Origin of the sequence: Phocaeicola coprocola DSM 17136 (genome assembly GCF_000154845.1) — a bacterium.
GTDB classification, from domain to species: Bacteria; Bacteroidota; Bacteroidia; order Bacteroidales; family Bacteroidaceae; genus Phocaeicola; species Phocaeicola coprocola.
In genome coordinates, this window is sequence record NZ_DS981477.1 from 1 (window position 1) to 12,235 (window position 12,235).

The window sequence follows — 12,235 nt, forward strand, 5'->3', positions numbered from 1 at the left end:
ATCGCAACCTTTTTGAGCATGAAACTTTCGACTGGTTTGCGTTCAACGGATCTATCATCAGCAAGCATCTCACAGGCAAAAGAAAAGCCATTGCCATCGACCCTTCCTATATTCCCAAATCAGGCAAGAAGACACCTTGGATAGGTTACTTCTGGTCCGGTTGTGCAGGAGAGTACAAGCGTGGACTGGAAATCATGGGCATCGGTGTCATTGACATCGACAACCATGAATGCATGACTTTAGGTTCCATTCAGACACCGGATTGTAAGACCTTGGATAATATGGACAAGAACCTTGTTGACTGGTACAGCTGCTATCTTATCAGCAGAAAAGACAAGCTACAGAGCCTGTCCAGAACGGTGGTTGCAGACGCATTCTTTTCCAAGGAAACTTTCGTAACGCCTATGTGTGAGAACGGTTTCCATGTCATCAGCCGCTTTAGGAATGATGTTGTCCTGTACTATCCGACATTGGAAAAGAAAACAGGAAAACGTGGTCATCCCAAGTGGTTTGACGGCAGGATTGACTTTGCCAATCTGGATTTGACCCGGTGCAAGGAATACGAGGTGAACAAAGGAAAGCTATACGGATTGAGGGTTTATGCTAAAGCTTTCAAAAGGTATGTTTCCTTAGCCGTCTGGTATCCGATGGACGGAAGAACAGACAAGTGGCAGCTTTATTTCTCTACAGACGATTCCATGGATGGACGCGAGGTGCTGGATTATTACAGAACCAGGTTCCAGTTGGAATTTTGCTTTAGAGATGGCAAGCAGCATGCAGGAATCACCAGCTGCCAGTCTACCGACTTCAGGAAATTGGATTTTCACTTCAATGCATCGCTTGCTGCTGTCAACTTGGCCAAAGCGGCATGTAAGAGGCTCGGAATAACCTATTCCATATCCTCCTGCAAGTCTTTCATACACAATGCTTATATGCTTGAACGATTTATTTGCGTGTTTGGGATTAGCCCAGACCCGCAAGTTATTGACAAACTTTTCAAAGAACTCATTTTATTTACTGCCAGAGCAGCTTAGGCTTGGCGAATTTTTAACGAACTATTGAATATCTGAAAGTCCATCAGCACTTAAATCTAACAAACCACCCACAGCCAGAGGATCAGTTTCCAAACGATCTTCCAATTTCTGGAGATCAAATTCTGAGAATGTTTCATTTAATGAAACAATTTCTCTTTCTGAAAAATTTTCGTTCATTTTTTTTGATTGATTTTAATTAGTATTTCGCTTATAAGCTTTATTTACAGCATAATCAAACATTATTCTAAAATAGGAACAATGATCTCTTCTACCTTGCATTGTATGTATAATACATCCACCTCCGCAGAATAGTGCATATTTACACTTACTGCATATTGAATTTTGGGTTATATTATAACCGTGCCATCTATTTAATCGTTCTTGATTCCATTCTATCGTTTCATTCCGATAGCTCCCTAATTTATAATCTTTATTCCCGACAATCTCCCAACAAGAATAAATATCACCTAACGAATCGAATACATATCCACAAGTTTGTGCTCCACAACTACAACCGCAAAACGGTATTGACTTTCCACTTGTGAGAGCCGTATATATTTTCTTTCCAATACCAAAATCACGGCACTGACCTAAAGTTTGATTATCTTTATTCTGCAATAAATACGACTTAGACGACAACAAATCCAATTTATCCTGCTCTCCTTCTGATATGGAAGTATTATTCCATATCATTGCAGAATACATTTTAAAATAAGGAGATGAAGCAAATCCACATTCTTCAAGATAGCGTTTTAAAGAAGCAAAATCTTTGATATTCTGGTTGTCAGTATTTACACGAACGACTATCTCTACATTCTTATTTAAAGCTAATCTTATATTTGACATAATCCTATCAAAAGTGCCTCTATCTCTATAATGTATTCTCTTCTGATTATGAAAATCTCTTGTTCCATCAATTGTTATTTGAAGCTTATAAATAAGTTCTGGAGACAATAAATCCACAAAGGCATCCAAATCATAGCCATTGGTCAAAGCGTGAAATTTATATCCTTTTTCACATCCTTTTCTAACAATATATTCTACTATATCTCTATTTTCTTTCAGTAAAGGTTCACCACCATACAATGCTATATCCTTGCAATGTAATTGCTGTTGAGGCTCTATTTTCTCCATCGCTTGATAAGCCTTATCAACCATTTCTTTAGTCATTGCAATTTTAAGTTTTCCATCTTTCTTTTTCCGCTCTTCAAAGCAATAAGGACAACGAAAATTACAATTATAAGAAACAATAAAAGTAAAGTACTTATATAGTAACTTCTCTTTATGGTGAAGTACTTTGGCTATATGATTTACATAATTAATTTCTTCCTCTTGGCTTCTGGTAGTAATATATCCCCGTTTTATCAATGTTTGTAAGGTATCTTCCGGTAAATCTACACCAGAAGCTACAGCCTGAATCTTTTTCAGCAGACTTTCAGTCACAATGTCGATGGCTCCCGTATAGCCATGAATTAGCATATACTTGCCCGGTTCGCTTTCCAACTTGACCGGAATCAGATACGATGAAGTTCTTAACGTTTCCATTGGGATAATTTTACTTGGTGAACTGATAAACTGCATACTTTCCGTCTTGACACAATGTAACTGTATATAGTCCGTTTATCCAGTCGCCTATCAAAATAGGATTAAAGTGATCGTTAAATCTTGGTAAAGAACTGTATGTGTTCATTGTTTTTGTTTGAATTGATATGGATGAACCCAAACAAAGTATAAAAAGTAGTGTTTTCATAACTCTTTTCCATTTAAGATTCACCGACAAAAATATAGGAAATGCATATTGGAGGGTGAAAAACGATTACGCATTTTTTACGCATTATAAAAGCGTATTGATAACCAGTTGTTTAGGTTGGTGAAAAAAAGGCACGAACGAATGCTTATAGAATGAATTTGACTAAAAAGTCCACATTAATTGAACAAAAAATCCACTCCTTTATACAGGAAATGTCATTCCAGACGTTTCAAAAACTCCCTGGCTACAGACATGTTTGTCTTTTCTCCTGTCATTTTATGATACAAACGGGGCAGTATCGAATTGACGGCAGAAGGAGAGTGGGCGATTAGTGCTGATATCCTATTGGTCGATATCCCGATTTTAATCAAACAGCAGGTACGAAGCTCTAATTCTGTTAATTTAGGATTCAGATTGTATAGTTTAGATATAAATGTAGGATACACCTTGTTTAAAGCATTAACCAATTGCCGCCAATGGTCTTCACTCAGCTCCCGGCTTTGAGTAACACGACAAAAATGAAGATAAATGGCAGATTGCTGAAAAGCTTCTAGCCTTTCTTCCAGACTCTGCTGTTTTTCTGACAATGTTACCTGCGAGTTTTCTTCAAGAGTAAGTTCCTTATTCAGTCGTTGTTTCTTGTGGAAAATATGGGTATTCCTGCCCATATAAATCATTCCTGCCACCAGCAGAGTTAGTGCCAGCGCCAGTATATACCGTAGCCTTTTCATGTGCGAGAGCAGATCAAGTTTTTCTGCCTCGTAACTGATGCGTACTGTCGCTTCTGTACGTGTCATTCTGCTGATGGAGTCGGACACCTCCCGATAGCAGCGGGCGTAACGGTGTGCATCTTCCTGTTTGCCTTGTGAGAGTGCTATTTCCTTCAATATGCCATAGGCTGTGCGGTGATGGTAAATGTCATTTGTCTGTAATGCCTCAACCGAATAGAATAAGGCAGAATCTAGATTGTTTTTCTGCCAATAATATTTGGCAAGTACTAAAGCTGCTAATTCATCGAAATGGTCACCCAATATTTTATAGGCAAATGCTTTTGCCGTATTATGCCTTCCTTGTGCGTAACTGAAGTCGGCCCATTCGCTCAGTACACCATATGCCGGTCTGGTGAATCCTTTTTCTTTCATCAGGTTGTATGCCTTGCTGTAATACACTTCTGCGCTGTCCGGACTGTACTGCCGGTCGAATATTCGTGCCATATCTCTCCAGCTGTAGGCAATTCCCAGATAATCATCGCATTTTATGTTATATACCAATGCCTGCCGTAAAGCTTTCATGCTTTCGTGGTATGCTTTTTGATAAGCATACAGGACCGCCAGTTGTCCGTAGATGCGACCGTTCAGCGTATCGTGTTCGCAGCCCACCTCGGCTGCACTCAGGTATGTACGTATTGCCCTTGATGGTTCGTTGCAGTCGCGGTACACTCCTGCCTTGTAGTAAAGTGCTTCCGCCAGCCTCCGGTCATCTCCTTGCTGCTCGTAGAAGCGTACTATGCGGTTTATCAGTGAATCGGAGGTGTGCGGAATATAGAGTTTGTCTTCGGCTTTGATTCGTAGCATGTGGCAGTACATCCGTTCTTCTTCCGTCAGTTCCTGCAAGGATGCGTCAATCGAGTCCAGACAGGCAATGGCACTGTCCGGACAAGCTTCTGCCCAGTACTCCGCCTGTCTGATCAGGGGAGGGTAGGATGTTTTCCGGTTGCGGCAACCGCATGCTCCTATCAGCAGAAGCAACAGCAGGAAGTAAGCTGTTTTCTTCATTGCATTTCTTTAGGCTGTGCAAATATACGATTTTACGGTATTCCGACAAATTTGTCTGGCATGGAAGTCCGTAAAACTCGTGCAGCTTACGTTCGCTTCATTGCAGCCTATGATTTTAGTTGGCTTTCATGATAGCCGAGTTGATGCTTCGGTCTACATCGTTCTTGTCGCGTGAAGTCTTCCGTCCGAAATCGAAAGTATAGGCAAGTTTCACGTAACCTGTACGCTGGTAGATGCGGCTGGTTCTTTCTTGCGTGAACTGATATATACCGATAGGAGAATATTCCGTATAGCGGGAATGTTTGGTAAATGGACTATCTGTACCTGCTTCTGCCAGCCAGTTCTTTTTGTTAAACCGAAGCGAGAAACCATACTTCCACGGTGATTTCTTGAGTGCTAACAATTCGCTGTCAAGCCCTCTTTCTGGAGTTTTCATGTAAGCATTCAACGTAAACGAATGGAAATAATAATTCACATCAAGCGTAGCCATAAAGTTATCTTCCGAGATAGGAATCTTTGCAATGTCCAGCTTCTCATATTTGAGCTTCAGGTTTGTACGGAAATTCTTTGACAATTTACAAGATGATATAACTTCAGCTTTCCATTTCTTATAGTCAGTATCTGAACGGTAGCTGTTTACAAGTTTGTTATTTTCAATATAATAATCCCCACAAATATTATTTTTCAGAATCGTATAGTTGAAGTTGAACTGGAGATTAAAGGGTTTCACTTGTGCATCATAAGTGAAGAAAAACTCTTGTATGATCGGGTTATTCAGATTAGGATTTCCTCGTTTTATTTGTAGAAAATCTATATTTTGATCCATTGTATTAATATAGCTGATATCCGGCTGATAGTTTCCCATGGCGAAACCGCCTACTAACTGGTGCTTGGCATTAATCAGGTAACGAATCCATGAGTTAGTGCGGAATGTCCAATATTTTTGCAAGTCCTGTCCGTGCAACTTATAATTTAGCAGTGATGCACCGGGTGACAATGTAATGGTCAGTTTGTCAAAAAGATATTGTGTATAATTTAAATAAAATAGAGTTTCGCCTTTCCACAGGTGTTGCCAGGATTCATTATCTCCGGTATAGGCGGAAGAAGTAATCTGATGGTCGTGCAGAAAACTTGCGCCAAACGAATTATGTTTTAAGTTGATGCCATATACACCCATTGCTCTGAATGAGTATAAGTCTTCATCTGCTTTAGTAAACAGACGCTGTTCGTCCTCCAAGTAATTCCGCTGATAGGTGTTGTGGTCATAGTTTCCTCTCAGCATGACGTGTATACGTTGGTTCTTTGTGGGATAGAATACTCCGTCCAAACAAAGGGACGGTTTCAGATTCTCTTCACTTACCCGTTCCGATGAACTTACATTTTTATTTTCATAGCCGGTATAATTTAACTGTTCGCTTTGGTCATTATGCGGAGTATCATTATGGGTCAACGACACTAGGGCATACAGATTACGCTTATCCGTCTTGTTATTCACTTTGAATTGGGCGTACTGCTGATTGTTGTGGTATAAGCCGCCTTCATTCATATGATTTCGATTGACTTGATAGTCTGGAAAAAACAGCAGCTCATTCTTTTGATTTTGTACTCCGTCATGCTCTGCCATATTGTATCCACCGAAAAAAGTATAGTTAGTATTGCCATGTGCTATTTTTGCTCCGATGTTATAATCACCTTTGGTATAGCCTATATTCTGTTCTGCATCTAAAGTCACGTAACCGCCCACCTTATACTCTTTTGTAATGTAATTAATAGACGCAATATCACCTGTATAGATGCCACTCGGGATATCATAGTATTCTACCTTCTCTATGTCTTTGGGGCGCAGGTTCTGTACTTCACGTAAGTCTGCCTGTACACTGTTGATATAAAGTGTTACAGCTCCCCGTGAAGTAGAAACACTCTTGCTGCGAGGATCTACATCCACTCCGGGTATCATCAGGTTATACAAAACATCATATCCCGAATAGGCGTGCTTCAATTGTTGCTTGTCTGGAATAATTAACGTATGGTCTTTCTTTCGGATGAATGTAGTACCTTTTACTACGACTTCTCCGAGTACAACGTTTTCTGTTTCCAGCGTAACAAGAGGAACTTCTAAATTTTTATCAGACATTTTTATCTGGATGAACGCTGGCTTATAGCCGATTGAGCTGAGAGCTACTAAATAGTTTCCTTTCTCTATATTGCTGAAGACATATTTCCCCAATGTATCTGTGGTAACTCCTGAAACAAAAGTTGAATCAGTTTCTAGCAGGCGGACTGTTACATAGGGCAATGGCTTTCCGTTGTTTTCTACTGTCCCGTATAATTTATTCTGCGCTTGCATAGAATTGCCCAATAATGCCAATGACATTATTAATAATCCGGTTTTATTCATAAGAAATGTGTTATGTTGAATAATCGTTTGGTTAACTTGCAGTATCAAGATATGCTCTTTCGTTTGGAGAAGAACAAATTTGTAGAATCAAATGTATGGGAAAAGTACTTTTTGCCGAAAAAACAATGTTCACAATTTGTTCACATTTTGCAAATTACTGATATTCAGTAGAATAAAATAGCTATGCTTGAGTGTTGGAATGGAGAAATTATACCAATTTATATAAGAACTCGGTCATTTTTTGCACGCTGCCTTTTTCTCCGGTTATCTTTGTGTACAACCGGCTCAGGGTATTGCTGATGGATGAAACCGAGTGGCTCAGCAGTTCTGCCATCTGCGTGCGTGACATGCCTATCTTTGTCAGGCAGCAGACACGGAGTTCGTGTGAGGAGAGTTTCGGGTAGTACTGATACAGTCTGGATGTAAAGTCAGGATAAGCCTTGTTTATGGCCTCCGTCAGCTGTTGCCAGTATTCATCAGTCAGTTCTGAACTGCGTGTTACGGAGAGGAATGCAGCAAAAGATTGTCTGGCAGTCGAGGGTGTTAGGTTTTCCTCCTCATGCTGATTTTCGGTTATTATATGCGCCTCATCCTTTTGTGGCTCTTTGCGGCGGGCACGGATATTCCTGCCCATATAAATCATTCCTGCCACCAGTATAATTAGTGCCAGCGCCAGTATATGCCGTAGCCTTTTCATGTGCGAGAGCAGATCAAGTTTTTCTGCCTCGTGATTGATGCGTACTGTCGCTTCTGTACGTGTCATTCTGCTGATGGAGTCGGACACCTCCCGATAGCAGCGGGCGTAACGGTGTGCATCTTCCTGTTTGCCTTGTGAGAGTGCTATTTCCTTCAATATGCCATAGGCTGTGCGGTGATGGTAAATGTCGGTTCCCTGTAATGCTTTGCGACAATATGCTTCGGCAGAATCCGGATGGTTTTCAGCCTGGTAAGATTTGGCAAGTGTAAGTGCTGACAATGAACTGAAACGGTGTGCCAGCACTTCGTATGCCATGTCTTTTGCCTGCTCTGTTCTGCCGTTTCCATATTTGAAGTCGGCCCATTCGCTCAGTACACCGTATGCCGGTCTGGTGAATCCTTTTTCTTTCATCAGGTTGTATGCCTTGCTGTAATACACTTCTGCGCTGTCCGGACTGTACTGCCGGTCGAATATTCGTGCCATATCTCTCCATCCGTAGGCAATTCCCAGATAACCATCGCATTTTATGTTATATACCAATGCCTGCCGTAAAGCTTTCATGCTTTCGTGGTATGCTTTTTGATAAGCATACAGGACCGCCAGTTGTCCGTAGATGCGACCGTTCAGCGTATCGTGGTTGCAGCCCACCTCGGCTGCACTCAGGTATGTACGTATTGCCCTTGATGGTTCGTTGCAGTCGCGGTACACTCCTGCCTTGTAGTAAAGTGCTTCCGCCAGCCTCCGGTCATCTCCTTGCTGCTCGTAGAAGCGTACTATGCGGTTTATCAGCGAATCGGAGGTGTGCGGAATATAGAGTTTGTCTTCGGCTTTGATTCGTAGCATGTGGCAGTACATCCGTTCTTCTTCCGTCAGTTCCTGCAAGGATGCGTCAATCGAGTCCAGACAGGCAATGGCACTGTCCGGACAAGCTTCTGCCCAGTACTCCGCCTGTCTGATCAGGGGAGGGTAGGATGTTTTCCGGTTGCGGCAACCGCATGCTCCTATCAGCAGAAGCAACAGCAGGAAGTAAGCTGTTTTCTTCATTGCATTTCTTTTGGCTGTGCAAATATACGATTTTACGGCATTCCGACAAATCTGTCAGGCATGGAAGTCCGTAATTCTTCCTGTAAATAGAGAGAAATGTTAATGACAAACCTGTATCTGCTTCGGATTTTTGCAGGCTAAATCCCTGTAATAGTTAAAAACGACCTTTATGTTAAAGCTTTTGGAGGTGAAAATGACCTGTTGTTTCCTCAGAAAGATGCTGATGTTTGGGGTAAAACATCCTGTTATTTTATTCGAAGTTTCGGCATGTTTTATTTTGAAGCAGGAATCAGGTTGAAATTTCCTGTTTTTGCCTCTGGAATTTCTTTTAAATGAAACGGATTACTCATGGCATTGTGCTATTAAAACAGGTGAGAAAGTTTCTCGCTGTGATACGATTGTGTTCTGTTTTATGAATAATGTTTCTTGGCGAAAGGAATGGCTGTCTATCTGGATTCCGTAGAAGCGGTGAGATTCTGATTTTTAGGAACCGGCTTGATCCTCTCTCCAATTTTGTGATAATGGAGAAATCAGCATGTCATTGTATTATGCGGCACGACTTGTCTGTCATTCTGTAATAATGGCTTCTTTTCCGTTCATGCTGACCTTCTTTTCGGCTATCAGCTCCGATAAGGCTCGTGCCAGCGAAGGGCGTGCCACTCCCAAAATGAAAGCCACTTCCTGCTGATTGTCTATCCGTCCGTTGATTTTCAGGTAATTCAGCAGACGCGACTTCAGGCTTTGCAGGGCGAATTCATTTAATTTTTTACTTAGAAAAAGGCTGCGGTCGGAAATCATTTCGATAAAATTCTTCATGATGACAGGCTGGCTGTGCATGAATTCCAGAAAGTAGTTCTTGTCGAGCACAAGTACTTCACAGTTTTCCTGCACCTCTATGTTTACCGGAAAGCGGTTCTCCGATGCGAATATAAAGGCTGGAGCGAGTACTTCGGGAGCACTTATCCGGTCGATGGTAACTTGTTTCCCTTCCGCATTTTCCATTTGTGCACGTACGTTTCCTGTACATAATATATAGAGCGAGCGGCAGGGGTCTCCCTGACGGGCAATGAAGTCGCCTTCTTTATAGCGACGGACACTGTTGGGAGCTTCGGCAAGCAACTGTCTGGCTGCCGCTTCGGATATGCCCTGAAATAAGGGAAGCTGTAAAAGTTGTATGGCGTTCATTTAGTCTTCATTTAACGATTATTCAGAATGGCTGTAACATAGGTTACAGTTATTGCCGGCAGAAAGCGGCATCTTTGCACAAACTTAATAAAAAATCACTAATGACTATCTGAATATGGAAGGAAATATGTTTTGCTATCAGTGTCAGGAGGCAGCCAAGGGAACCGGCTGTGTGCTGAAAGGTGTGTGTGGAAAGAATAGCAGTACGGCACGTTATATGGATTTGCTGCTCTTTACGGTAAGAGGCGTATCGGTAGCTGCCAGTGCTTTGCGTGAGCAGTCGGTAAAGGTGTCGGCGGAAGTCGATTCGTTTGTGACGGATGCTTTGTTTTCTACCATTACGAATGCCAATTTCGACGATGAAAGTATTTTACGCCGGGTAGAGAAAGGAATCGGTCTGCGTGATGACCTGAAGGCTGAGGCTGCTGCGCGGGGTATTGCACTTCCCGGAGTAGACGAGCTGGAGTGGAAGGGGGAAAAGGACTCGTTCGAGGAGAAAGCGGCTGCGGTCGGTGTATTGCGTGAGGCAAACGAGGACTTGCGTTCGCTGAAAGAACTGCTTGTTTACGGCCTGAAAGGTATGGCGGCTTATCACGAACATGCCATGCGTCTGGGGTATAGCAACGGGGAAATTCATGCGTTCATGCAGGCGGCACTGGCGAAGATTGCTGTCGGCGGACTGACAGCCGACGAATGGGTGGCGCAGGTGATGCAGGCGGGAGAGATGGGTGTCAAGGTGATGGCACTGCTCGACGAGGCAAATACGACCCGTTACGGCAATCCGGAGATTACAAAGGTGAATATCGGGGTGGGCAAGAATCCGGGTATTCTGATCAGCGGACACGACTTGTATGACATCGAAGACTTGCTGAAACAGACTGAGGGAACGGGAGTGGATGTATATACGCACAGCGAAATGCTTCCGGCACACTATTATCCTGCTTTCAAGAAGTACAAGCATTTTGTTGGCAACTACGGAAACGCGTGGTGGAAGCAGCGTGAGGAGTTTACGGCGTTCAACGGTCCGATTGTGTTTACAACCAACTGTATTGTGCCGCCGCTCTCGAATGCAACATATAAGGAGCGTATGTTTACCGGAAACTCGACCGGATATCCGGGTTGCAAGCACATTGAAACGGGTGCCGACGGACATAAGGATTATTCGGAAGTGATTGCGCTTGCCAAGCAGTGCCAGCCGCCTGTAGAACTGGAAACCGGGGAGATTATCGGTGGATTCGCGCACAATCAGGTTCTTCAGCTTGCCGATAAGGTAGTGGAAGCTGTGAAGAGTGGAGCTATCCGGCGTTTTGTGGTGATGGCTGGATGCGACGGCCGTATGAAGAGCCGCGATTATTATACTGATTTTGCCAAGGCATTGCCGCAGGATACGGTTATCCTGACTGCCGGATGTGCAAAATACAAATACAACAAGTTGCCTTTGGGCGATATAAACGGTATTCCGCGTGTGCTCGATGCCGGCCAGTGCAACGACAGTTATTCGCTTGCCGTTATCGCTCTGAAGCTGAAAGAAGTCTTCCAGTTGAACGACATCAACGAACTGCCGATTACCTATAATATCGCGTGGTACGAACAGAAGGCGGTGATTGTACTGCTTGCCTTGCTGAGTCTGGGCGTGAAGAACATTCATCTGGGCCCTACACTGCCTGCATTCCTTTCGCCGAATGTGGCAAAAGTACTGGTCGATACCTTCGGGATAGGAGGCATTACCACTGTCGACGAAGATTTGAAGAAATTCGGTTTGCTGGGATAAATTCTTTCTCCTTACTTTATTAAGTATCCGATATTTTACTTACCTTTGTTCATTAATTCGTCATAAAAATCGTACTATATGAGCAAAGCTATTATTAATTCTTACGAGGAATTTGAAAAAATGATCGGTCAGCAGATCGGAGTTTCCGACTGGCTGGAAGTTACACAGGAGCGCATCAACCAGTTTGCCGACGCTACACTGGATCATCAGTGGATTCATGTCGATGTAGAACGTGCGAAAGTGGAAAGCCCCTTCAAGAGCACAATCGTACACGGCTATCTGACTTTGTCACTGCTTCCGTATTTCTGGAATCAGATTATCGAAGTAAACAACCTGAAGATGATGGTAAACTACGGAATGGACAAAATGAAGTTCGGTCAGGCTGTATTGTCGGGACAGAAAATCCGTATGGTTGCCGACCTGCATTCGTTGGTTAATTTGCGCGGAACGGCTAAGGCTGAAATTAAATTCGCTATCGAAATAGAAGGACAGAAGAAGAAAGCACTCGAAGGTATCGCTACTTTCCTGTATTACTTCAACTGATGTACGGCATACTGTCTGTAGATATTTTGAATAGGACG

9 protein-coding genes are annotated in these 12,235 nt (G+C 42.8%); 3 read left to right on the plus strand and 6 right to left on the minus strand.

The genetic code is table 11. The features are described 5' to 3' along the window. Positions 1 to 1,034 (plus strand): transposase (locus BACCOP_RS09230; RefSeq protein ID WP_007568579.1); only part of this gene is annotated, 1,034 nt, incomplete at its 5' end. Between the two features lie 21 nt (positions 1,035 to 1,055). On the opposite strand, the gene BACCOP_RS20455 is transcribed toward BACCOP_RS09230, so the two are convergent. From BACCOP_RS20455 to BACCOP_RS09255, 6 genes are all read right to left on the minus strand, one after another. Next, the gene (locus BACCOP_RS20455) at positions 1,056 to 1,211 is read right to left on the minus strand and encodes a hypothetical protein (RefSeq protein WP_007568580.1); all 156 of its coding nucleotides are present in this window, start codon (positions 1,209 to 1,211) and stop codon (positions 1,056 to 1,058) included. A gap of 15 nt (positions 1,212 to 1,226) precedes the next feature. Further along, a complete protein-coding gene (locus BACCOP_RS09235) occupies positions 1,227 to 2,579 on the minus strand; it encodes a radical SAM/SPASM domain-containing protein (protein ID WP_040311987.1) in 1,353 nt (450 codons plus the stop codon). A gap of 420 nt (positions 2,580 to 2,999) precedes the next feature. After that, positions 3,000 to 4,559 (minus strand): tetratricopeptide repeat protein, encoded by a 1,560-nt coding sequence (locus BACCOP_RS09240; RefSeq protein ID WP_007568584.1) that lies wholly within the window; start codon positions 4,557 to 4,559, stop codon positions 3,000 to 3,002. Between the two features lie 115 nt (positions 4,560 to 4,674). Then, positions 4,675 to 6,957: a TonB-dependent receptor gene (locus tag BACCOP_RS09245; protein ID WP_007568586.1), complete on the minus strand. Its 2,283-nt coding sequence runs from the start codon at positions 6,955 to 6,957 to the stop codon at positions 4,675 to 4,677. A gap of 208 nt (positions 6,958 to 7,165) precedes the next feature. Beyond that, a complete protein-coding gene (locus BACCOP_RS09250) occupies positions 7,166 to 8,698 on the minus strand; it encodes a tetratricopeptide repeat protein (protein ID WP_007568590.1) in 1,533 nt (510 codons plus the stop codon). A gap of 567 nt (positions 8,699 to 9,265) precedes the next feature. Beyond that, a complete protein-coding gene (locus BACCOP_RS09255; RefSeq protein WP_007568596.1) occupies positions 9,266 to 9,883 on the minus strand; it encodes a Crp/Fnr family transcriptional regulator in 618 nt (205 codons plus the stop codon). Between the two features lie 115 nt (positions 9,884 to 9,998). Here BACCOP_RS09255 and hcp point away from each other — a divergent pair, with 115 nt between their 5' ends. Together hcp and BACCOP_RS09265 are read left to right on the plus strand one after the other, a co-directional pair. Then, positions 9,999 to 11,654, plus strand: a complete 1,656-nt coding sequence (gene hcp, locus BACCOP_RS09260; RefSeq protein ID WP_007568598.1) for a hydroxylamine reductase — start codon at positions 9,999 to 10,001, stop codon at positions 11,652 to 11,654. A gap of 78 nt (positions 11,655 to 11,732) precedes the next feature. Continuing rightward, entirely contained in the window at positions 11,733 to 12,197 is a 465-nt protein-coding gene (locus BACCOP_RS09265; RefSeq protein ID WP_007568600.1) for a MaoC family dehydratase, read from the plus strand. Positions 12,198 to 12,235: the final 38 nt, after the last annotated feature.